The organism is Bacillus sp. MT94 (assembly GCF_058792475.1).
In genome coordinates this window covers 561,994-581,432 of the sequence record NZ_JBXAEZ010000003.1, presented here as the reverse complement: position 1 = coordinate 581,432, position 19,439 = coordinate 561,994, and the positions used below count along the sequence as shown (strand labels likewise).

The window sequence follows — 19,439 nt, the reverse complement described above, 5'->3', positions numbered from 1 at the left end:
GCTGGATTAATCTTAATATAATTCAGAATATTTTGTCAAATAAAAATATGAAAAATAAAATTCGGATCAATAGGGGAAACTACTTGCAGAAATGGACGAGGGTTAACGACCCACTGATTAAAGTTAAAGTAGGAGCAGATGCTATGTTATTTTATTTTGAACTTGTCGTCATTTTACTTTGTACGAAATTAGCTGGTGACATTAGTGTGAGACTTGGTCAGTCTTCTGTACTTGGTAAGTTAATTGTTGGTATTATTATCGGTCCGGCTGTACTCGGTATTATTAATAGTTCTGAACTGATTGATGAACTGAGTGAGATTGGTGTTTTGCTACTTATGTTTATGGCGGGACTTGAAACAGATTTAGAAGAGTTAAATCGGAATTTGAAATCGTCATTTGCAGTAGCGGCTGGTGGAATTATTTTTCCTTTCATCGGTGGTTATGTAACAGGGTTACTGTTTGGATTAATACAGTCCCATGCCATTTTTTTAGGGTTATTACTTTGCGCAACATCGGTTAGTATTACGGTGCAGACGCTACGTGATCTAGGAAAAATGAATACGAGAGAAAGTACAACAATTTTAGGTGCTGCCGTATTTGATGATGTCATTGTCGTTATTTTATTGGCATTTGTAATGAGTTTTTTAGGAACACAAGATGTGAATATAACACTTGTCATTGCAAAGAAAATTATTTTCTTTGTAAGTATTGTTTTTATTGCTTGGAAAGTCGTTCCTTGGATTATGAAAATGCTTGTCCCACTTCGTGTAACAGAAGCGTTAATTAGCGCGGCTCTTATTATTTGCTTTTCTTTTTCTTATTACAGTGAAATGATGGGAATTGCAGGTATTATTGGAGCATTTGCAGCAGGAATTGCTATTTCTCAAACAGAGTATAAGCATGAAGTGGAACATAAAATTGAACCGATTGCTTATGCAATATTTGTTCCAGTATTCTTCGTAAGTATCGGAATGGAAATTACATTTCAAGGCATTGGAAGCCAGCTTTGGTTCATTATTATTATGACCCTCATTGCAATTTTCACAAAGTTAATTGGATCAGGTTTAGGAGCGAGATTGACAGGTTTTAATCTTCAATCTTCTATTAGTATTGGCGCGGGGATGGTATCACGTGGTGAAGTAGCGCTTATCATCGCAGCAAATGGACTTACGGCGAATTTATTAGCGAAAGAAAATTTCACAGCGATTGTTATTGTTGTTATATTGACGACGATTATTACACCGCCACTTTTGAAGAAATATTTTGTATAGAGAGGAAGGGCTTATCTGATGTAGGTAAGCTCTTTTTTTATTCCAAAAAGCAATGGTCATATAGCATGAAGGGTTTGTAATTATGGTAAAATCTATGTATGTGATATGACAAGGAGAGGGAAGTGTGAAGATTACGAAGGAGAAGGTTATCGGTGTAATCGTACTTATTGCAGTATGTATACCATTTACTGCATGGAAAGAATCAAAAGTGAAAGATTTTCCGGTTTCTATTTTTTCGGAAGAAGCAGATGGTGAGTACGGTCAGAAGCTGAAATATACTGCTTTTTTACCTGATGTTGCGATTTGGATGAACGGTTGGAAAGAGAAGTGGACAGAAGGAGAAAGAACTGTTTATCAAAAAGGGAATCGCATTGTAAATGTGTTTCATCCTCCTGGCGATGATGGTTTTTACCTTCTTGAAGCAAGAGAAAATAAGTGAACGCAACCGTAAGAAGTGGAGGTTAAATAGTGAAAGCTTCAACATTACTATTTAAAATTGAAAGTAATATGGATCAATTTTCACCAGCTGAAAAGAAGGTTGCCATGTACATAATGGAGAATGCAGAGATTGTTCCGAACTTAACGACGAAAGAAGTGTCAACGAATGCAGGCGCAAGTGAGGCGAGTGTCGTTCGTTTTTGTAAGTCGATTGGGATCGGAAGTTTTAAAGCATTTAAGATAGCACTCGTTCGTGAATTAACGATTGCTGATTATAATATTAACGATTTTTCAGTGATGAATACGGAAGATGGACCGTACGATTTGTTTAATAAAGTCACTTATGTGAATAAAGCTGCAATTGAGGCGAGCGTTACTGCGATAGATAAGAAGGAACTTGAGAAAGCTGTAGATCGTATTGTCAATGCGGGCAAAATTATATTTTACGGCGTAGGTGGATCAGCTACGCCAGCAATGGATGGGGCGTATAAATTTACACGGCTTGGATTTACAGCGATGATGCTATCTGATTTTCATATGATGTTGCCGCTTGTGACGAATTTAAAAGAAGGCGATATATTTGTTGCGATTTCAACATCTGGTCGAACGAGAGATGTGCTTGAAATGGCGCAGTATGCAAAGAGACAAGGTGCAACTGTTATTGGAATTACGAAGCTAGATCAATCATCCCCCTTATATAAAGAAGCGGACATTCGTCTTTGTATGCCAGATGTAGAACAAGATCATCGTATTGCAAGTATTGCGTCGAGAATGACGCAACTGAATATGATTGATGCTTTATATGTGATTACTTTCAACCGAATTGGTAATAAAGTATTGGATCAATTTATGGAGACGCGAGAAGAAGCGTTGCGGTTACGGAAGTTAAAGTAGAAGAAAAGATGAGGAGACTCATCTTTTTTATTATCTTTGACACAAATATGTCATGTTGTGAAATTTTATTTCATAAAATAAGAAAGAGTTATTGATTTTTAGTTTCTTAAAGTTATAATAAAAGTGTGAAATATAATTTCAAAGAGGGTGGCAATATGTTAGAAAATTTATCGACAGAACATCGTAATGAGAAAACAATGAATCTGGATGAAATGAGTATAAAAGAAGTGTTGCAAAGTATGAATGAAGAAGATCGAACTGTTGCGTTAGCAGTTGAAAAAGAGATAGAACAAATTGAAAAGGTTGTACAGACTGTTATTAAATCTTTTGAAGAAGAGGGACGTTTAATTTACATTGGTGCTGGTACGAGTGGTCGTTTAGGTATTCTAGATGCAGTGGAATGTCCGCCGACATTTGGCACGGATGATAAAATGGTGCAAGGATTTATAGCAGGTGGGTTGAAAGCGTTTACTAAAGCGGTGGAAGGTGCCGAAGATCGCGAAGAGTTAGCAGAAGAAGATTTAAAAAGTATTGGATTAAATGAGAAAGATACAGTGATTGGAATTGCTGCAAGTGGCAGAACTCCTTACGTAATTGGCGGCTTGAAATACGCACAGAGCGTAGGAGCGAGTACAGCGAGTATTTCTTGTAATAAAAATGCTGAAATAAGTAAATATGCAAAGTTAAATGTAGAAGTAGAGACAGGTGCAGAAATATTAACAGGATCAACGCGTTTAAAAGCTGGTACAGCACAAAAATTAGTGTTGAATATGATTTCAACAGCTTCGATGATTGGTGTAGGAAAAGTATATAAAAACTTGATGGTAGATGTTCAATCCACAAATGAAAAGTTAGTAGAACGGTCAAAACGAATTATTGTGGAAGCAACAGGCGCTAGTTATGAAGTAGCGACAGAGTATTATGAAAAGGCAGAACGTAACGTAAAAGCTGCCATTGTTATGGTGTTGTTGCAGTGCGAATATGGGGAAGCACTGGAGAAACTAAAATGCGCAAAAGGGTTTGTGAAGAAAGCACTATAAAATAATAGGGAGGGGGATTCTATTATGAAGAAAGAAGAGAGAATGGCCAAGGAAATTTCGGAGCAACTTGGAGGAATAAAAAATATTCGTAGTATTGCTCATTGTATGACGAGACTACGTTTAACGCTTCATGATGAAAGTAAAGTAAATATGGACCTTTTGAAAAAAGTTGAAGGCGTTATGGGTGTTATAGAAGATGAGACGCTTCAAGTTGTCGTTGGTCCAGGAACAGTAAATAAAGTAGCAGCTGAAATGGAAGGTTTGACAGGACTACGAATTGGTGAGGTAGCAGATCATCACCTTGAAGATATTGGGCAAGAGATGAAATCAGAGATTAAGAAGAAAAATAATACACCGGTGAAAAACTTTTTACGAAAAATAGGAAGTATTTTCATCCCATTAATTCCGGGGCTTGTTGCGTCAGGAATTATAAACGGGGTTGCTAACTTTGCGAAAAATGCTGGTGCTGATCCAAATGCAACGTGGTTACAAATGTTACTACTCATTGGCGGCGGTATCTTTACATTCTTAGGAATTTTAGTCGGCTGGAATACAGCGAAAGAATTTGGCGGGACACCGGTTCTTGGGGCAATTGCTGGTATTTTAATTTTCAACCCGGCGATGGCAAACGTAAAATTGTTTGGTGAAGCATTAGTGCCCGGACGGGGCGGATTGTTTGCAGTTATTTTTGCAGCATGGCTTATGGTTGTAGTGGAAAGACAAGTACGAAAAGCAGTGCCAAATGCAGTTGATATTATTGTAACACCGCTTATTACTGTATTAGCTGTAAGTATAGTTACGATGTTAGCGATTCAGCCGGCAGCGGGATTCTTATCTGATGGTATTACGAGCGGTATTAACGCAATTTTAAATGTTGGTGGGGCATTTGCTGGGGCAGTGCTAGCTGGAACATTTTTACCACTTGTTATGGTCGGATTACACCACGGTTTAACACCAATTCATATGGAATTTATTAATCAAACACACGTAACACCTTTATTACCAGTGCTTGCAATGGCTGGTGCTGGCCAAGTGGGCGCAGCGATTGCGATTTATGTGAAAACAAAAAACAAACGACTTCGAAATGTAATTAAAGGTGGATTGCCAGTTGGCTTTTTAGGAATTGGTGAGCCGTTATTATACGGGGTGACATTACCACTTGGGAAACCGTTTATTACTGCTTGTTTAGGAGCGGCTGTCGGTGGTGCATTCCAAGCAGTTATGCAAACAGCTTCTCTTGGAATTGGCGTATCAGGGCTATCTTTAATTCCGTTAATTGCTGAAAATAAATATTTACTCTATTTCTTAGGTTTAGTAATTGCATATGCTTTCGGATTTATCTTTACGTACTTCTTCGGATTTAAAGAAGAAATGGCAGAAAACATATAGAGAAAGGGATTCCTTTCTCTTTTTCTATTAATAGAAAGGGAGATTTATATGATCGGAGTTTCCATTTATCTTTCAAAAGAACGAGTAGAGAAACAAGAAGAGTGGCTAAAAATAGCGAAGGAAAATGGGTTTACATCTATTTTTACATCACTGCACATTCCAGAAGATGATCCAAATACGTATAAAGAGTTAATTCAAATATTAGGGAAACAAGCTCTTGCACATGAAATGGAGTTAATGGTTGATGTTTCTCCAAAATCGTTACATCATTTAGGGCTAACATATGAAAATGTGGAAGAACTATTGGACTGGGGCATTACCGGTTTAAGAATGGATTACGGCATTGCGCCAAAAGAAATTGCAAGCGTATCTCATAAGATGAAAGTAGCTTTAAATGCGAGTACGATTACAAAGCCATTTTGGAAAGAATTACTTACAGAACATATACGAGTAGAGAATGTAGAAGCGTGGCATAATTTTTATCCACGTCCAGAGACGGGACTAGCAAAGTCCTTCTTACAAAAACAAAATCAATATTTACAGGAGTGCGGAATAAAAACGATGGCATTTATTCCAGGAGATGCGGAAAAACGTGGTCCGTTATATGAAGGGTTACCAACGTTAGAAAAACATCGCAATATGCGCCCGCTTGAAGCGTACTTAGAACTTGTTCAAGATTGTGGTGTTGATAAAGTATTGATTGGAGATATAAGCGCAAGTTTGGAAAGTATGCAAGAAGTAGCTAGTGCGAGTAGAGGGATTATTCCATTGCGTTACAAATCATTTATAACTGATAAAGAAGTATTAAAAGTGGTGGAGCAAGTGCATACAAATAGACTAGATCCGGCTCGTGATGTTATTCGATCTGTAGAATCAAGGGAAGGAAATAGAGTGGTTTTACAGCCGATGCATACAATTGTAAGAAAGAAAGGCAGCATTACAATTGATAATGAATTGTACGGTAGATATGCAGGGGAGATGCAAGTTGCTACACATGATTTACCTGTAGATGAGAAAGTGAATGTTGTTGGAATAGTTGTGGAAGAGGACGTTTCTTTACTGCCTTATATTGGCGCTGGAAAAATGTTTCAACTTTTTCTATGCGATAGAATAAAAGCTTGAATTAGCGCTATTTTGTAGGAAAACATTATCCGTAAAACGGATAATGTTTTTTGTTTTCTTTAAAAAAGTATTTGACGAATGAAATAAAATACCGTATTGTTTTGACTTGTAAATAAAAGTTCACCATAACAAAACAAAAAGGAGAGTTCAAAATGAATCAATATATTGGGAATTTAATTATTCGTATCGTGTTAGGAGTTACGTTCTTTGCACACGGTTTAGCAAAGTTTCAATCAGGTATCGATAATGTAGCAGGATGGTTTACGAGCATCGGTTTACCAGGTGGCCTTGCATACGGCGTAGCAACTGTAGAATTAGTTGGTGGTATATTATTAATTATCGGTTTAGGTGTACGATATGTAGGATTGTTATTCGCTCTTATTTTAGCTGGAGCTATCGTAAAGGTAAATGGAGCAGCAGGTTTATTAGGAGATGGAAAGAATCCAGGATATGAATTAGATCTTGCATTATTATCAATGGGTGCGTATTTATTCGTAGTAAAAGCAGAAGGATATGTAGATCGTTTCTTAAAAGAGAAAGTAATGAAAACGAAGTAAATTTTATTTATAAATTGTTGACTTGAAGAATTATTGTAACTATAATGATTACAACTAATAAATTACGAATGAAACAATTTAAATATTTTTTTGCACAAGATGTAACTACATTGGTTACGTCTTGTGTAAAAATAAATAAACGGGAGGAAGTAATATGCCTAAATCAAATTTAGAAATTATTCAAAGCACGTATGAAGGATCAGCTTCTTCGAATGCAAAGCATTTAGCAGAAGCCTTCTCTGAAAAAGTGGAATGGACAGAGGCAGAAGGTTTCCCGTATGGCGGAACATATACAGGCGTAGAAACTATAATGGAAAATGTATTTAGCCGTTTAGGATCAGAATGGGATGATTATAAAGCAAGTGTAAATACATATCATGAAGTAAACGGAAAAGATGTAATTATTGCTGAAGGTATGTATTCTGGAGTTTATAAAGAAACAGGAAAATCATTTGAAGCAGAATTTGTTCATGTATGGCAGCTTGAAAATGGAAAAATCGTGAAGTTTAAGCAGTATGTAGATAGTCATATTGTTAGGGAAGCGATGAAGAGCTAATGCTTTTTAAATGGATTGTAGGTATATGTATTACCATTATGGTAATCATCTCTTCTATAGTTGGCGGAAAGAAATTGCTTGCATATGTGGAAAAAGAAAATACAAATATTCAAACCGAGCGAGCGGCAAACGAAAAAGAGAAAAAAGCTGCAGAAGAAGCTCCGCAAATTAGTGAAGGTGAAATTATTTCTACTATGCATAAAATGGTGCACCAAAAGGTAAAATCCTCTGAAAAATGGGGATTTGTAGAGATGACAAAAAAGGAAATTTCTAATGTGAAAAGAGATATTGAAAATAGTACAGGTTTTCAATATAAAATGAAGTTATTTTCTATTATAAATAGATGGGAAAAAGGAGATTTTTCTCAAACTGTTGAGGAGCATAACTTTTTATGGAGCCTTCAAGGTGGAGATACTGGCAAGGCGACGGAACGTTTATCGCCAGAAGAGGAAAAGCGGTATATAAAAGAAATGAAGAGTAAATAAAAACATCGCCAACCCAGATGACGATGTTTTTTTATTAAGAATGTTTGCGCATTAAAGGTCTAACAGGCTGAACGGCAACAGTTTTGAAATGAGAAAATAAATAACATCCTGTTACAACGACAATTGTCCCTAAAATTTGTATCCACGTTAATTCTTCCCCGAGAAATATGAAGGCTAAAATGGCTGTGAAAATTGGATTGAAGTTTAGAAAAATACCTGATGTAGTTGCGCCTAATTTTTGTACGCCAATATTCCAAAATACCATACAAAGAACTGTCGAAATAAGCCCAGTATATAAAAGTGATGTGATGAAAGAAGTATTTATATTTGAAACAGTGAAGCTACCTATGTTAAACGGTAGTAATAAAATAACGCCGAAAATACCAGAGTACAACGTTGCCATAAGTGGTGTAGTTGTTTTTGTTGCCCATTTACTACAAACAGAATAGATTCCCCAAATACAAACTGCTGCAATCATCCATAAATCACCGCTATTAAAATGTAGTGAAAATAAAAGCGAGAAATCACCTTTTAATAGGACGAGGATAACCCCGAAAAATGAAAGAATCATGGATAGGATTTGAAGTGTATTTACTTTTTCTTTTAGAAATAATACTGAAAATAATGCAATTGAAATTGCATTCAAAGTAGAGATAAGACCTACATTCGTAGCGGATGTTTTTTCTAATGCTAAAAATTGAAAGATGTTAAAAAGAGCGACCCCTGAAATTCCCATCAATATTAACGGAAGTATTGCGGTACGTGGTGGAAGGATTTTCTTTTCTTTAAACCATACCATTGGTAATAAACAAACAATCGCAATCATCCATCTTAAATTTGTCAGTGTCATCGGCGATGCATGATCGACGAGTGATTTTCCAACGACGAAATTTCCTCCCCATAATAAGCTCGTTAGTAATAGTAAAAAGACGTAAAAATAAGGCATGATAAAATCCCCTTTTTTGTAATCAATACTTATTGTAAATAATTTTAGCATTTTTCTTTATTGTGTAATATATTCTTTTGTATAATGGTGAAAACTCGATAAAACCTTTAGTTATGAGTGATATTTACGGAATGATATTCAGTTTCGCGTGAGGTATAAGGTGTTTTTTCGAATAATCATCGGTAAGAAAAAAGGGGGAATTGTAATGGAGTCGTCTGTTATTAAAGTGTTGGATGATTTGGATGTACAAATTTTAGATATATTGCAGAAGGAGTCACAAGTAAGTAATGCAGAGCTGGCACGTCGCGTTAATTTATCACCGGCTGCGATGCATGCAAGAATAAAAAGGTTAGATGGGGAAGGTTTCATCGATAAGCAAGTTGCGATTTTAAATCAAGAAAAGCTTGGGTTTGATTTATTATGTTTTATTTTTATGAGTACGAATATTCATCAATTTGACAAGTTGGAAGTGTTGGAGAAAGAATTAGAATCGATGCCGGAAGTGTTAGAATGTCACTGTTTAACAGGAGAGTACGATTATTTATTAAAGGTTGCAAATCGTGATCGTAAAGAACTGGAGCAGTTTATTAGAAAGCTGAATAAGCTTGGTATTACAAGGATACAGACAAGTTTAGCACTTCGTGAAATTAAATATTCGACGGTATTGCCGATACGAGATGAGGAACCGAGCATCAATTAGATTGCTTGGTTTTTTGTTTGCATAAAGTGATTGACGAGGAGAAAAGAGAGCTGTATTATTATATGAAATTATGGATTAAAATTCATTTAAAGTTATAAATATTAATATCGAGGGCAAGGGGATGTAATATGAAAATCTGTAATGCGGTGACGAGTGATGTGAAAGAAATTTATAGTCTTATTGAGGTTTATGCAAAAGAGGGAGTGGTTTTACCACGTTCCCTTTTGTCTCTTTATCAATATTTGCAATGTTTATATGTTATGAAAGAAGACGAGAGAATTGTTGGAGTTGCTGGATTACATGTATTAGGGGAAGATCTTGCAGAAATACGATCGTTAGTAGTTTCGCATACATATGCAGGGAAAGGGATAGGGCGTATGCTCGTAAATCATGTAATGGAGGAAGCTACGAAAATAAATGTAAGAAGAGTAATTTCCTTAACATATGAAACAGTATTTTTTCAAAAGTGTGGATTTGATTTTATAAACAAAGAAGCGTTGCCAGAGAAAGTATGGATTGATTGTAGACATTGTCCAAAGGTGGATTATTGTGATGAAGTGGCGATGGTGCGGTATGTTGGATAAAAAATTTATAGGGAAAAAGTTCCCACTATTATTTACATATATAGTGGGAATATATATTTCCATAAGAAATGGACAGGTTATTAAGAATTTGAATTCTTTTGTCTCACGGCAAAATTATAAAGTGGATCTTTAAGTTCATAGTTATACGTTAAACCGTCGACAATTCCTACAACTTTATCATTATCATAAAGGTCGAGCATAAATTGTGCCATTTGTTTTGCAGTGTGGAATTTTGGTACAACATTATCGTATTGGAATTCATCAATATCAAATGAACGCTTCGCAAATTCTGTTTCAGTTGCAGCAGGAGCTAAAACTTTTGCTTGCAGTTTTGCGCCTTGTTCTTTCAGTTCGTGAGACAGCCCTTCTGTAAATGCACTTACATAGAATTTCGTAGCGCAATACGTAACAGCATCAGCAACAATCGTGTATCCGCCGCCCGATGAAACGTTAATAAGCTGTGTTCCATCAACCATTGAATAATCTCGAACGAAAAGAGAAGAGAGTATTGTTAGTGCTTCTATATTTACATGTAACATCGTTTCGATTTTATTTAAATTTTGTTCAGCAATTGAGGCGAAATTACCAAAACCTGCGTTGTTAATCCACGTTTCAATTTGAAAAGCTTGTAGGCTTTCATAAAGTTTATAAACATCTTCAGTAACAGATAAATCAGTTCTTCGAATGACAACATCCAACTCCGGATGCATTTCGTTAATTTTTAATTTTAATCCGTTTAATTCTTCTTGTCTTCGAGCTACAAGTACTAAATTTTTTCCGCGAGATGCAAATGCTAAAGCTGCTTCATAACCAATTCCGGAACTTGCGCCAGTAATAACAGTGTATTTCATATAAAATCCCCCTAAATTCAAATTCATTTATGGTTAGATTGTATTTGTTAGAGTATACTCTAAGTCAAATGTTTTTTATAAATTTGATACGGTCATAAAATATATGAGGGTAAGCATGTGGAGGGAGCTTTAGTATGTACACAATTAGTGAGGTAGCAAAATTATTAGGCGTGAGCACACATACACTACGTTATTATGAAAAGGAAAATATATTAATTGCAAATCGTGATACAAATGGAAATCGACTTTACGAAGAGTCACATATAAAGTGGTTGCAGTTTGTAATGAAATTAAAACAAACGCAAATGCCAATAGCGAAAATAAGAGAATACGCTAGATTATATACAGAAGGGGAGCATACAACAGAAGCTCGTTTACAGCTCCTAGAAGATCATAGGAAATCTATTCAGATTCAAAGAGAAAACTTAGAGGTTACAGAGAAGATGCTTGAGAATAAAATTCGTACATACAAAAGCTCATTGGAAAATAAATAGATGTTGTTATGTGATGAAAAATGGATTTGAGCTATGAGTATTTCATCATAGTGTGCGGATAAATAAAAAAGAGCAGCTAGCAAAAGCTAACTGCTCCATTCAAGGGATCTCTCCAAGGGGGAGTGGAGAAAATATTATGTTACTAGCATTATTGACAGATTATTAGGAAATATACAAATCAGATGAAAGAAATTTTAAATAAACTTTCGGCATTGACAGTTTTTAAAATGTTCATGTACAATATATATGAATGACATTCAGTCATTTTGTATGACAGGATGCAGTTTACTTGGAAACGGAACAAATATAAATGGTAAATGAGGATGATATTTGTTTTTATATAGTATTGATGAAAGAGTATATTTTTTTAAAATAAAAATGACTGATAGTCAGTCATAAGAGGTGAGAGGTATGAAAAATAGAGCTTGGTTATATGTCATATTAACATGTATCTTTGAAATTTTTTGGGTGTTTGGTTTTAATACGGCTAATACTTGGTGGCATTGGATTATTATTTTAGGAGTTATCGCTGTTGATTTTCACTTCCTTTCTAAAGCGTGTGAACATCTTGCAACAGGAACTGTATATGCTGTTTTCGCTGGAGCTGGTACGGTAGGTACTTTCTTAATGGATGTATTTCTTTTCGGTGGAAGTTTCAGCGCAGGCAAACTATTCTTCATTCTTATGGTAGTAGCCGGCGTTATCGGTTTAAAGTTAGCTGACAATAAAGAAGAAACTGTGGAAGGAGCTGCTTAAAAATGGGTTGGTTTTTCGTATTTTGTGCTGCAATTAGTGAAATAGTCGGTGTGATAGGACTTAAAATGTATAGTAAAGATAAGACATTAGCCAATGGTGCGATTTATATAGGTGGGTTTGCTACATCCTTCGCATTTTTGTATACTTCCTTCTTATTTTTACAAGTAAGTGTCGCGTATGCGGTTTGGATTGGTATCGGAACAGCAGGTGCAGTTTTGTTAAACATGTTCTTGTTTGGTGAGTCGAAAAGTAAAGCGCGTATCATTAGTGTGTTTCTTATTGTATGTGGAGTGACAGGATTAAAGGCACTTTCTTAAAGGTATATTGTATTTTTATCTCCTAATTGTTTATTAGGAGATTTTATTATAAAAAAATGATTTCCTCTTAGAGTTCACTATCATTGACAGTACAATCGATTATCTTATAAAATGAGTGACAGTCATTCAATATGCGTGTGAAAGGGTTTAGATGATGAATAAAAAAGAGAAAATTGTCTATGCAGCTATTGAAGTGTTTCAGGAAAAGGGCGTCGAAAAAACGAAGATTTCTGATATCGTGAAATTAGCTGGCATTGCGCAAGGAACTTTCTATTTATATTTTCCTTCTAAGTTATCTGTTATGCCTGCAATAGCAGAAGTGATGGTTGAAAAGATGATACTTGCAGTGAAAGAAAAAGTGCAAAACGATGCGCCTTTCTCAAGTAAAGTGACGCAAGTAATAGATGCGGTGTTTCACTTTATAGCTGAATATCGTGAAATACAAGCTTTAATGTATGCTGGTCTTGCATCTACAGAACATATAAAAGAATGGGAAGCTGTGTATGAGCCCCTTTATATGTGGCTAAGTGAATTTTTAAATGAGGCAAAAGAAGCTGGTGAAATTCGTGATTCGGTTCACGCAGAGCGAACAGCGAAGTTATTTATCGCTCTAGTTGAATCAGCAGCGGAACAAGTGTATCTATATGATCATAAAGATGATGAGCAAGTCGAGCTACAAAAGGCAGAAGTACTAGATTTTTTAACACATGCACTACATATAAAGAAATAGTGAGATGAACCTGTCTGAAAAGGTAGGTTCATTTTTGAGGAAAACTGAATGATAGTCATTCACCTAATGCGTATGTATGTGTGGAAGGATAGTGTGAAATTCTAACGAGTAGGGGGCATCTCTACTCATGACTAGCCCACAAATAGAAGGATAGAGAAAAAGCTTCTTGGGCATTATTTTTTGAGAGGAACTTACGGGAAGAGGTGTTAAAAAGTGAAGAAACCGATAAAAGAACAAAAGATGGTATTGGTCATTCTTTTGAGTAATATATTTATCGCTTTTTTAGGGATTGGATTAATCATTCCGGTTATGCCGTCCTTTATGAATGATATGGGTTTAACAGGGAAGACGATGGGATATCTCGTTGCAGTGTTTGCAATGGCACAGCTCATTACTTCACCTATTACAGGCCGGTGGGTTGATCTTTACGGTAGAAAGAAAATGATAATCATTGGATTATTTATTTTTGGTGTTTCAGAGCTTCTTTTTGGATTAGGAAAAGATGTATGGATGCTTTATGTAGCAAGGGTATTAGGCGGAATTAGTGCTGCTTTTATTATGCCTGGTGTTACGGCATATGTTGCGGATATTACATCTATTCAGGAACGTCCAAAGGCGATGGGATACTTATCTGCGGCTATTAGTACTGGATTCATTATAGGGCCTGGAATCGGCGGATTTATTGCAGAATACGGTATACGTGTGCCGTTTTTCGTTGCAGCAGTAATTGCTTTTATAGCATGTGTGATTTCGATCTTTATTTTAAAAGAACCGTTAACGAAAGAAGAACTTGCAGAGATTTCTTCTAATACGAAAGAATCAAGTTTTATTGGGGATTTAAAGAAATCATTACATCCAATGTATGCAATTGCATTTATTATCGTATTTGTACTCGCATTCGGATTATCAGCGTATGAAACAGTGTTTAGCTTATTCTCTGATCATAAATTTGGTTTCTCGCCGAAAGATATTGCGGCAATTATTACAATTAGTTCAATCTTTGGGGTAGTTGTGCAAGTATTTATGTTTGGCAAATTGGTAGACATGTTCGGTGAGAAAGTGTTAATTCAAATATGTTTAATTGTAGGTGCAGTATTAGCATTCGTCTCAACTGTAGTCTTTAATTATTGGATTGTACTTCTCGTTACTTGCTTCATTTTCTTAGCATTTGATTTACTTCGTCCAGCTTTAACGACATTTTTATCAAAAGCAGCCGGAAAAGAGCAAGGATTCGTCGCTGGTATGAACTCGACTTATACGAGTTTAGGAAATATCGCAGGACCAGCGATGGGCGGAATATTATTTGATATGAATATTCATTATCCATATGCATTTTCAGGCGTTGTTTTAATAGTTGGTCTCGGCATTACATTTATGTGGAGAGAGAAACAGTTGGCTGAAAGTTTTGCGAAGTAATAAAACCCCTTACGACGGTAAGGGGTTTTTGTTTTATCCTGATTAAAGTTTCATTTTATAAGCTTAATCCAAACCGTTTTAATTCAATAAAAATCCCCTCTAATTGCTTTCCTTTATCCGTTAATGTGTACTCTACACGAGGCGGAACTTCTGGATATACTTTTCTCGTTATAATGCCTTGAGACTCTAATTCTTTTAGTCGAAGCGATAATGTTTTTGGACTAATACCATCCATTGATTTTTGTAAATCACTAAAGCGTAATGTTCCTTCGATAAGAAGATCACGAATGATTAAAAACGTCCATTTTGTACTAATTACATCAAGCGTTTTAGCGATGGGACAAGGTATGCCAGGTAAACCTTTCGTTAATTCAACTGGATTTATATCGTTCATGGAACTAGCCTCCATAAAATTTTTTTGGATGAATTTGCTTTATAGTATCACAAAACTATACTTTTGGTAACTATATGAAAAAAATATCACTACTTCCATAAAGGAAGTTAGTGCATATACAATAGCAATACGAAACAAAAAGGATTTATATAAGGAGGTGGTGATTTCCATGGGGATAAAAAAGTTATTTAGATTTCTTAGTTTGTTTGTTATTTGTATTGTGCTTGTAGCATGTGGTGTGGAACAAAAAACTGAAGTTCAGTTATTAAAAGAAATGCCAAAGCCAAAAGCAATGACAATTGATCCCTCACTAAGTAAAAAAGAAGCGACAGAAATGGTTCATGCGGCGCAGCGTTTTTATGCATTTTGGGATACAGGTAAGGAGGAACTTATTCCGCAGACTGTTACTAAAGATTTCTTCGATAATACATTGCCGAAAGGGCGACCACAAGGCATTGAAGGATTAAAGTTTGCAGCGCAAAATTTTCGTAAAGTTGTGCCTGATATACATTGCGAGATTGAAGACTTATTAGTTGTTGGTGATAAAGTAACGGCCCGTCTTTCTTTTACAGGAACGCATAATGGTAAGAAAATTAATTTTTTTGCAATTGATATTTTACATGTGAAAGACGGAAAGATAACGGAAGATTGGCATTTAGAAGATAATCTTACACTACAGCAGCAACTCGGCTTAATAGCTGAAGAGTAGATCATATAGGGGAGAGAAAAACGATGAAAAATACGGTACAAAGGAAGGACGATTAAATAAAACGTTAGTAGATTATATGGTTACTGTATTAGGCGAGAATCATCATGTGAAAACAACAACGATTCAAGATGGTTACAATATTAAAGAAGAACAAGAGAAGTTTTTATGGTCTGATGTTGTGATTTATCAAACACCAATTTACTGGTTTAGTGTTCCAGGCTTATTTAAAACGTATATGGATGAAGTATATGAATACGGTTTGTTCTTTAAAGGTGCAGATGAATATGGAACAGGTGGTTTATTAAAAGAGAAAGAGTATATGTTCTCTACAACTTGGAATGCACCTGAAAAAGCATTTGGAGATAAGACGAAGTTCTTTGAAGGAGAAAGTTTAGAATCAGCGCTTAGTCATTTACACCGAGTGCAAAAGTTTCTCGGTATGAGTCCGTTAAAGAGTTTTGCTTGTTATGATGTGGTGAAGAATCCGGATATAGAGAAGTATTTAGGGAACTTGAAGAATCATTTAGAAGAAGTTATTCAATAATTAGAGTCATCCCCGTATTTAATGCGGGGATGACTCTATCCATAACTTCGCAAAATTTGCCCAGCTGAATGAATCAGTTGTTACGTTTTTTTAGGAAGGGTGATATGTTATTCTTTTTAAAACGGATCAACTTCAGCCAAATCAGGGTTAGCATTCGGATTTGTTAATAAGGTTTTCAGCTCACCTACTTCAGAGAGCGCAACGAGGATATAACCACTAATAAGGACGACGAGTCCGATGACCCTTAATGTTTGCAGTGTAATATCACGGCTATTGTTTTCGGAGTTGTCTTGGGGCGTTGAAGGTGGATTGTTATTCATAAATAAGGCTCCCATCTTTTGTATTTATATATGTGCGAAATCATTATTTAACTTATGGATAGGAATTATATAGTCATTTTCACTATATGAGAACTGCCTATGAAAAGTGATAAGGAATTTTGGGGCGAGAAAAGGGGGGAATCCAAAAGATTATTAAAACTGAACTTTTGGATTCCCCTCTTTTTATTTATCTTGCTATTTGTGGTGGTCGGATTTCCTGTAAACGACCAGTTGATGAGGGCTAATGAATCAGTGGGGGATGAATAAAACCCCACTGATTCATTATTTTCATGTAAATAAAAGGAGGTTAGTTAACCGAAGTAGTTATCCTAATATACGCAACGATTCTTCAATAAACGCTGGGATGTCCTCTGGCTGTCTACTTGTTACTAGCTGATTTTGACATACGACAACCTCTTTGTCATGAAAGTTCCCGCCGGCATTTTTCAAATCGACTTCAATAGATTTATATCCAGTTACATCGCGTCCTTCAAGTGTTTGTGCAGTGATGAGTAGCTGAGGTCCGTGACAAATAGCGAAAACAGGTTTTTCCGCATCCATAAATGCTTTACTAAAGCGAACAAAACGTTCATCGGCACGAAGTATATCTGGAGAAAATCCACCCGGTATGAAGAGGGCATCAAAGTTCTCTGGAGAAACATCATCAATACTTTTATCAATCACGACTTCACTTTTTCCTTGCTTACCGTGTACCGTTTTACCTTTTTCTGCTTCAATAGTTGTTAATTCATATCTCTTTTGTTTAAAAGCTTCTGCTGGCTCTGTGTATTCTGTGTCCTCGAAATAATCCGTTATTAAAATAGCAATTTTTTTACTCATTCTAATCCGCTCCTTATATTATATTATCGGCTCCAGAATCTTCCTTGGGCAATGCCTTCTATAAATGATTCAATTGAAGTATTTGTTAAGTTGTAAACTCCTGCTCCATCCAGTTTAATCTTACTATGGTCCAAAGCATGAGGATTACTAAGGACATGAGCTATCGGTTTAAAATGTTTAAAAGTAGTTTCTGCAAATTCTAAAACAGGGGGTTGAATGACAGACTCACTACTAAACACTAATACTGCATCAAAAAGGGAGGAGTCTGTTGTTGTATAAGTATCAGTTACTTTAATGGAATCATTGAACTGATAAATTTTATTATCTATGATGCTATAGTTAATTCGGTGTTGTACAAAAGTTTGAATCCATTCGGACAGAAGTGAGACGCTTGGGTCACCATTTAATAGAATTGCAACATTTTTGGAATCAGATTTAAAAATAGTATTGGACATACTTAGTGCAGGTGATTTTGCATCTGAATTTACTTCGTGATTTACCTTAGGTAAAGGAGCTCCAATAATGTTAGCGACTTCTTGTGCTAATTGACGATCGACGTGGTTTAGAAGAGCAATTACATTTGCCTTCACCATGTCTGATTTACACTTCCCAACTTCAAAGCAAAAAGCTTCTTTTATGTGCTGCTTTTCAATAGGGCTCATACTATTGTAGAAAAGTTTAGCCTGAGAATAGAAGTTAAGAAAGCTTTTACTGCGACCTCTAATTTTATGCCCATCAATCTTTTCTTGATAATGTTCATATCCTCCTTGTTCGGCTTGGACGGTTGCAGGTTGATTGTTATTTAATCCATTAGGATGATAGCTTGTTTGACCGCGATGAATCTGCATTTGATGCATACCATCACGTTGATTATTATGAAAAGGACATACAGGCTGATTAATAGGAATTTGATGGAAATTAGGGCCCCCTAAACGAGATAATTGTGTATCTGTATAGGAGAATAATCTTCCTTGCAGAAGAGGGTCATTTGAAAAATCAATACCTGGTACGACATGACCAGGGTGAAAAGCTACCTGCTCTGTTTCAGCAAAGAAGTTATCAACATTTTTGTTCAGTGTCATTTTACCAACTAATTTTACGGGAACTTCTTCTTCTGGCCATAATTTCGTTGGATCTAAAATATCAAAATCAAATTTATGTTCATCTTCTTCTGGAATTAGCTGTAATCCAAGCTCCCATTCAGGATAATCCCCTTTTTCAATTGCTTCGTATAAATCTTGACGATGAAAATCAGGATTTTTCCCGGCAATCTTTTGAGCTTCATCCCATACTAATGAATGAACCCCGAGGGTAGGTTTCCAGTGAAACTTTACGAAATGGGCTTTTCCTTCTGCGTTAATGAGTCGAAATGTGTGAACTCCAAAACCTTCCATCATTCGTAAACTACGCGGAATAGCTCGGTCGCTCATTTGCCACATGACCATATGAGTGGACTCAGGACTATGCGCAACAAAGTCCCAAAAGGTATCATGAGCGCTAGCTCCTTGAGGAATATCATTATGTGGTTCTGGTTTAACTGCATGGACAAAATCAGGAAATTTAATAGCATCTTGGATAAAGAATACTGGCATATTATTACCCACTAAATCATAGTTTCCTTCATCTGTATAAAATTTTGTGGCGAATCCGCGTACATCTCTTACTGTGTCGTTGGATCCTTTAGAACCTTGAACGGTTGAGAACCGTACAAATACAGGTGTTTTTTTTGAAGGATTAGTAAGAAAATCTGCTTTCGTATATGTTTCTAAAGATTCATAAAGCTGAAAATAACCATGAGCGCCAACCCCGCGTGCATGAACAATCCTTTCGGGAATTCGTTCGTGATCAAAATGGGTCATTTTCTCGCGAAAGTGGAAATCCTCCATTAAGGTTGGGCCTCTTAAGCCCATCTTTAAAGAAAATTCATCTTCAGCTATTTTTACCCCTTGATTTGTTGTTAAAGCATGTTTGCATTGATTGTCAGTAACGTGATGCTTCAATTGTTCCGTTTTTTTATTCACAATATAGGCCCCTCCTTTACTCTGTTAATTAATAGATACCCTTTTTATTAGGTCGTAAACATGTA

Annotated in this window: 25 protein-coding genes; 19 read left to right on the top strand and 6 right to left on the bottom strand. The window is 35.9% G+C overall.

Annotated features, from left to right (window positions below):
* Nucleotides 1-47: 47 nt before the first annotated feature.
* The 9 genes from AC1Q51_RS14665 (at nucleotide 48) to AC1Q51_RS14625 (ending at nucleotide 7,752) form a co-directional block, all read left to right on the top strand.
* Entirely contained in the window at nucleotides 48-1,271 is a 1,224-nt protein-coding gene (locus AC1Q51_RS14665) for a cation:proton antiporter (RefSeq protein WP_492331578.1), read from the top strand.
* A gap of 124 nt (nucleotides 1,272-1,395) precedes the next feature.
* Nucleotides 1,396-1,710 (top strand): hypothetical protein, encoded by a 315-nt coding sequence (locus tag AC1Q51_RS14660; RefSeq protein ID WP_000704960.1) that lies wholly within the window; start codon nucleotides 1,396-1,398, stop codon nucleotides 1,708-1,710.
* Between the two features lie 29 nt (nucleotides 1,711-1,739).
* Nucleotides 1,740-2,603 carry a MurR/RpiR family transcriptional regulator gene (locus AC1Q51_RS14655; RefSeq protein ID WP_071713872.1) on the top strand — a complete coding sequence of 288 codons (864 nt, stop codon included), beginning with the start codon at nucleotides 1,740-1,742 and terminating at the stop codon, nucleotides 2,601-2,603.
* Nucleotides 2,604-2,758: 155 nt separating this feature from the next.
* Nucleotides 2,759-3,643 carry an N-acetylmuramic acid 6-phosphate etherase gene (gene murQ, locus AC1Q51_RS14650; protein WP_000892347.1) on the top strand — a complete coding sequence of 295 codons (885 nt, stop codon included), beginning with the start codon at nucleotides 2,759-2,761 and terminating at the stop codon, nucleotides 3,641-3,643.
* A 24-nt stretch (nucleotides 3,644-3,667) separates the two neighbouring features.
* Entirely contained in the window at nucleotides 3,668-5,032 is a 1,365-nt protein-coding gene (locus AC1Q51_RS14645) for a PTS transporter subunit EIIC (RefSeq protein ID WP_090978485.1), read from the top strand.
* Nucleotides 5,033-5,080: 48 nt separating this feature from the next.
* Nucleotides 5,081-6,154, top strand: coding sequence for a DUF871 domain-containing protein (locus tag AC1Q51_RS14640; protein ID WP_098251162.1), 1,074 nt, complete (start codon nucleotides 5,081-5,083; stop codon nucleotides 6,152-6,154).
* 152 nt (nucleotides 6,155-6,306) lie between these two features.
* Complete coding sequence (locus tag AC1Q51_RS14635; protein WP_001077751.1) at nucleotides 6,307-6,711, top strand: DoxX family protein; 405 nt, start codon at nucleotides 6,307-6,309, stop codon at nucleotides 6,709-6,711.
* Between the two features lie 154 nt (nucleotides 6,712-6,865).
* On the top strand, nucleotides 6,866-7,267 hold the full coding sequence (locus AC1Q51_RS14630) for a nuclear transport factor 2 family protein (protein ID WP_492331577.1): 402 nt from the start codon (nucleotides 6,866-6,868) through the stop codon (nucleotides 7,265-7,267).
* A complete protein-coding gene (locus AC1Q51_RS14625; protein WP_090978490.1) occupies nucleotides 7,267-7,752 on the top strand; it encodes a PRK06770 family protein in 486 nt (161 codons plus the stop codon). The genes AC1Q51_RS14630 and AC1Q51_RS14625 overlap by 1 nt, the downstream gene beginning before the upstream one ends.
* 34 nt (nucleotides 7,753-7,786) lie before the next feature.
* On the opposite strand, the gene AC1Q51_RS14620 is transcribed toward AC1Q51_RS14625, so the two are convergent.
* Nucleotides 7,787-8,698: a DMT family transporter gene (locus AC1Q51_RS14620; RefSeq protein ID WP_001146242.1), complete on the bottom strand. Its 912-nt coding sequence runs from the start codon at nucleotides 8,696-8,698 to the stop codon at nucleotides 7,787-7,789.
* Between the two features lie 205 nt (nucleotides 8,699-8,903).
* On the opposite strand from AC1Q51_RS14620, the gene AC1Q51_RS14615 reads away from it, so the two are divergent.
* Entirely contained in the window at nucleotides 8,904-9,398 is a 495-nt protein-coding gene (locus tag AC1Q51_RS14615) for an Lrp/AsnC family transcriptional regulator (protein ID WP_000446096.1), read from the top strand.
* A 128-nt stretch (nucleotides 9,399-9,526) separates the two neighbouring features.
* Complete coding sequence (locus AC1Q51_RS14610; protein WP_000686663.1) at nucleotides 9,527-9,982, top strand: N-acetyltransferase; 456 nt, start codon at nucleotides 9,527-9,529, stop codon at nucleotides 9,980-9,982.
* Between the two features lie 80 nt (nucleotides 9,983-10,062).
* On the opposite strand, the gene AC1Q51_RS14605 is transcribed toward AC1Q51_RS14610, so the two are convergent.
* Nucleotides 10,063-10,833: an SDR family NAD(P)-dependent oxidoreductase gene (locus AC1Q51_RS14605; protein ID WP_000878082.1), complete on the bottom strand. Its 771-nt coding sequence runs from the start codon at nucleotides 10,831-10,833 to the stop codon at nucleotides 10,063-10,065.
* 134 nt (nucleotides 10,834-10,967) lie between these two features.
* On the opposite strand from AC1Q51_RS14605, the gene AC1Q51_RS14600 reads away from it, so the two are divergent.
* From AC1Q51_RS14600 to AC1Q51_RS14580, 5 genes are all read left to right on the top strand, one after another.
* Complete coding sequence (locus AC1Q51_RS14600; protein WP_000288067.1) at nucleotides 10,968-11,327, top strand: MerR family transcriptional regulator; 360 nt, start codon at nucleotides 10,968-10,970, stop codon at nucleotides 11,325-11,327.
* Between the two features lie 411 nt (nucleotides 11,328-11,738).
* Complete coding sequence (locus tag AC1Q51_RS14595) at nucleotides 11,739-12,083, top strand: DMT family transporter (RefSeq protein WP_000796020.1); 345 nt, start codon at nucleotides 11,739-11,741, stop codon at nucleotides 12,081-12,083.
* Nucleotides 12,084-12,085: 2 nt separating this feature from the next.
* On the top strand, nucleotides 12,086-12,400 hold the full coding sequence (locus AC1Q51_RS14590) for a DMT family transporter (RefSeq protein ID WP_000539671.1): 315 nt from the start codon (nucleotides 12,086-12,088) through the stop codon (nucleotides 12,398-12,400).
* Nucleotides 12,401-12,551: 151 nt separating this feature from the next.
* The gene (locus AC1Q51_RS14585; RefSeq protein WP_001996782.1) at nucleotides 12,552-13,130 is read left to right on the top strand and encodes a TetR/AcrR family transcriptional regulator; all 579 of its coding nucleotides are present in this window, start codon (nucleotides 12,552-12,554) and stop codon (nucleotides 13,128-13,130) included.
* A 213-nt stretch (nucleotides 13,131-13,343) separates the two neighbouring features.
* Nucleotides 13,344-14,546 carry an MFS transporter gene (locus AC1Q51_RS14580; RefSeq protein ID WP_000742945.1) on the top strand — a complete coding sequence of 401 codons (1,203 nt, stop codon included), beginning with the start codon at nucleotides 13,344-13,346 and terminating at the stop codon, nucleotides 14,544-14,546.
* A gap of 55 nt (nucleotides 14,547-14,601) precedes the next feature.
* On the opposite strand, the gene AC1Q51_RS14575 is transcribed toward AC1Q51_RS14580, so the two are convergent.
* Nucleotides 14,602-14,940, bottom strand: coding sequence for a winged helix-turn-helix transcriptional regulator (locus tag AC1Q51_RS14575; protein WP_000997917.1), 339 nt, complete (start codon nucleotides 14,938-14,940; stop codon nucleotides 14,602-14,604).
* A 169-nt stretch (nucleotides 14,941-15,109) separates the two neighbouring features.
* Here AC1Q51_RS14575 and AC1Q51_RS14570 point away from each other — a divergent pair, with 169 nt between their 5' ends.
* Nucleotides 15,110-15,649 carry an ester cyclase gene (locus AC1Q51_RS14570; RefSeq protein WP_086387960.1) on the top strand — a complete coding sequence of 180 codons (540 nt, stop codon included), beginning with the start codon at nucleotides 15,110-15,112 and terminating at the stop codon, nucleotides 15,647-15,649.
* Nucleotides 15,639-16,193: an NAD(P)H-dependent oxidoreductase gene (locus AC1Q51_RS14565; protein WP_492331585.1), complete on the top strand. Its 555-nt coding sequence runs from the start codon at nucleotides 15,639-15,641 to the stop codon at nucleotides 16,191-16,193. Before AC1Q51_RS14570 ends, AC1Q51_RS14565 begins: the two co-directional genes overlap by 11 nt.
* Before the next feature lie 116 nt (nucleotides 16,194-16,309).
* Here AC1Q51_RS14565 and AC1Q51_RS14560 read toward each other — a convergent pair whose 3' ends face one another.
* The gene (locus AC1Q51_RS14560) at nucleotides 16,310-16,513 is read right to left on the bottom strand and encodes a hypothetical protein (protein ID WP_016078064.1); all 204 of its coding nucleotides are present in this window, start codon (nucleotides 16,511-16,513) and stop codon (nucleotides 16,310-16,312) included.
* Between the two features lie 99 nt (nucleotides 16,514-16,612).
* Between AC1Q51_RS14560 and AC1Q51_RS14555 the strand changes: the two genes are divergently transcribed.
* Nucleotides 16,613-16,780: a hypothetical protein gene (locus AC1Q51_RS14555; protein WP_175495700.1), complete on the top strand. Its 168-nt coding sequence runs from the start codon at nucleotides 16,613-16,615 to the stop codon at nucleotides 16,778-16,780.
* Nucleotides 16,781-16,837: 57 nt separating this feature from the next.
* Here the strand turns inward: AC1Q51_RS14555 and AC1Q51_RS14550 are convergent, their stop codons facing one another.
* Complete coding sequence (locus AC1Q51_RS14550) at nucleotides 16,838-17,353, bottom strand: type 1 glutamine amidotransferase domain-containing protein (protein WP_492331576.1); 516 nt, start codon at nucleotides 17,351-17,353, stop codon at nucleotides 16,838-16,840.
* A gap of 23 nt (nucleotides 17,354-17,376) precedes the next feature.
* Nucleotides 17,377-19,374: a catalase gene (locus AC1Q51_RS14545; RefSeq protein ID WP_492331575.1), complete on the bottom strand. Its 1,998-nt coding sequence runs from the start codon at nucleotides 19,372-19,374 to the stop codon at nucleotides 17,377-17,379.
* Nucleotides 19,375-19,439 lie beyond the last annotated feature (65 nt).

What these genes read in the sequence shown, in the direction of transcription:
- AC1Q51_RS14665 (WP_492331578.1), top strand. Translation starts at nt 48, where the DNA reads ATGAAAAATAAAATTCGGATCAATAGGGGAAACTACTTGCAGAAATGG.
- murQ (WP_000892347.1), top strand. Translation starts at nt 2,759, where the DNA reads ATGTTAGAAAATTTATCGACAGAACATCGTAATGAGAAAACAATGAAT.
- AC1Q51_RS14645 (WP_090978485.1), top strand. Translation starts at nt 3,668, where the DNA reads ATGAAGAAAGAAGAGAGAATGGCCAAGGAAATTTCGGAGCAACTTGGA.
- AC1Q51_RS14640 (WP_098251162.1), top strand. Translation starts at nt 5,081, where the DNA reads ATGATCGGAGTTTCCATTTATCTTTCAAAAGAACGAGTAGAGAAACAA.
- AC1Q51_RS14635 (WP_001077751.1), top strand. Translation starts at nt 6,307, where the DNA reads ATGAATCAATATATTGGGAATTTAATTATTCGTATCGTGTTAGGAGTT.
- AC1Q51_RS14630 (WP_492331577.1), top strand. Translation starts at nt 6,866, where the DNA reads ATGCCTAAATCAAATTTAGAAATTATTCAAAGCACGTATGAAGGATCA.
- AC1Q51_RS14625 (WP_090978490.1), top strand. Translation starts at nt 7,267, where the DNA reads ATGCTTTTTAAATGGATTGTAGGTATATGTATTACCATTATGGTAATC.
- AC1Q51_RS14620 (WP_001146242.1), bottom strand. Translation starts at nt 8,698, where the DNA reads ATGCCTTATTTTTACGTCTTTTTACTATTACTAACGAGCTTATTATGG.
- AC1Q51_RS14615 (WP_000446096.1), top strand. Translation starts at nt 8,904, where the DNA reads ATGGAGTCGTCTGTTATTAAAGTGTTGGATGATTTGGATGTACAAATT.
- AC1Q51_RS14610 (WP_000686663.1), top strand. Translation starts at nt 9,527, where the DNA reads ATGAAAATCTGTAATGCGGTGACGAGTGATGTGAAAGAAATTTATAGT.
- AC1Q51_RS14605 (WP_000878082.1), bottom strand. Translation starts at nt 10,833, where the DNA reads ATGAAATACACTGTTATTACTGGCGCAAGTTCCGGAATTGGTTATGAA.
- AC1Q51_RS14600 (WP_000288067.1), top strand. Translation starts at nt 10,968, where the DNA reads ATGTACACAATTAGTGAGGTAGCAAAATTATTAGGCGTGAGCACACAT.
- AC1Q51_RS14595 (WP_000796020.1), top strand. Translation starts at nt 11,739, where the DNA reads ATGAAAAATAGAGCTTGGTTATATGTCATATTAACATGTATCTTTGAA.
- AC1Q51_RS14590 (WP_000539671.1), top strand. Translation starts at nt 12,086, where the DNA reads ATGGGTTGGTTTTTCGTATTTTGTGCTGCAATTAGTGAAATAGTCGGT.
- AC1Q51_RS14585 (WP_001996782.1), top strand. Translation starts at nt 12,552, where the DNA reads ATGATGAATAAAAAAGAGAAAATTGTCTATGCAGCTATTGAAGTGTTT.
- AC1Q51_RS14575 (WP_000997917.1), bottom strand. Translation starts at nt 14,940, where the DNA reads ATGAACGATATAAATCCAGTTGAATTAACGAAAGGTTTACCTGGCATA.
- AC1Q51_RS14570 (WP_086387960.1), top strand. Translation starts at nt 15,110, where the DNA reads ATGGGGATAAAAAAGTTATTTAGATTTCTTAGTTTGTTTGTTATTTGT.
- AC1Q51_RS14560 (WP_016078064.1), bottom strand. Translation starts at nt 16,513, where the DNA reads ATGAATAACAATCCACCTTCAACGCCCCAAGACAACTCCGAAAACAAT.
- AC1Q51_RS14555 (WP_175495700.1), top strand. Translation starts at nt 16,613, where the DNA reads ATGAAAAGTGATAAGGAATTTTGGGGCGAGAAAAGGGGGGAATCCAAA.
- AC1Q51_RS14550 (WP_492331576.1), bottom strand. Translation starts at nt 17,353, where the DNA reads ATGAGTAAAAAAATTGCTATTTTAATAACGGATTATTTCGAGGACACA.